Annotated in this window: 2 protein-coding genes; both read left to right on the top strand. The window is 62.9% G+C overall.

The window, feature by feature from the left end; all coding sequences use genetic code 11:
* Window positions 1-262: ABC transporter permease subunit (locus EOC06_RS43715; protein WP_127423528.1), on the top strand; the 262-nt coding region annotated here is incomplete at its 5' end.
* A gap of 50 nt (window positions 263-312) precedes the next feature.
* Window positions 313-1082, top strand: a 770-nt coding sequence (locus EOC06_RS43710) for a cysteine desulfurase-like protein (RefSeq protein ID WP_245470141.1), incomplete at its 3' end; no start/stop codon positions are given.

The raw sequence follows: 1082 nt of genomic DNA, 5'->3' as shown, positions 1-1082 counted from the left end.
GCGCAAAGTGGTGCTGCCCCAAGCGATCCGCGTCGTCATCCCGCCGATGACCAGCAACTGCGTTTCGATGTTCAAGGACACCTCGCTCGCCTCGACCGTGGCGCTGCCGGAACTCTTGAAGGAAGCGACCAACGCGCAGTCGCTTTACGCCAACCCCTCGCCGCTGATCGGCGCAGCCCTTGTCTATCTCATCTTTCTCTGGCCGATGGTCCGCCTCGTCAGCCTGCTTGAAGAGCGCTTCAAGACCGAAAAGAAGCGCTGACCTCGTCAACCGATCCCACCCCGCCCAAGTCCTCCGCAGGAGCCTACCCCGTGAACAAGCATCAAACCGACAATGCGAATGCCACCGCGTTCCCCGTCGACGCCATCCGCGCCATGTTTCCGGCCTTGCAGCAGGCCGGCGACTTCATCTTTTTGGACAATGCCGCCGGCGCGCAGATCCCGCAGAGCGTGCTCGATGCGGTGACCAACCATCTGGTTTCGCACAATGTGCAGCGTGGCGGCCGCTATGGCCGCAGCGTCACCGTCGACCAGTCGGTCGCCGATGCGCGCACAAGCGTCGCGCTGCTGATCAATGCCTATAGCCCGGCGGAAATCTGCTTCGGCATGAACGCCACCTCGTTCATCCGCCTGGTCAGCCTCGGCATCGGCCAGATGCTGCAGGAGCGCGACGAGATCGTCATCACCGACATGGACCATGACGCCAACATCGCGACCTGGCTGGCTCTGGAGTCCGCCGGTGCAAAGTTCAAATGGTGGCGCATGCGCGAGGACGGCAATCTGCATGTCGACGATCTGCGCCCGCTGGTTTCCGACCGTACCCGCCTCGTCGCCTGCACGGTCACCGCGCATTCGATCGGCTCGATCGTCGATGTCGCTTCGGTGGCAGAGATCGCGCACGCGGTCGGCGCCGAAGTGTTCCTCGACTGCGTGCATTACGGGCCGCATGGGCTGATCGACGTGCAGGCCTGGGATTGCGACTATCTCGTCTGCTCCGGCTACAAGAATTTCTCGCCGCATATGGGCTTCCTGTGGGGCCGCTTCGAAACGCTGAAGCGGCTGCCGACCTTCCGCGAGGATTT

Origin of the sequence: Mesorhizobium sp. M7A.F.Ca.MR.362.00.0.0, assembly GCF_004023175.1 — a bacterium.
Classification (GTDB): domain Bacteria; phylum Pseudomonadota; class Alphaproteobacteria; order Rhizobiales; family Rhizobiaceae; genus Mesorhizobium.
The sequence above is the reverse complement of the archived record's forward strand: the minus strand, read 5'-3'. Positions and strand labels throughout refer to the sequence as shown.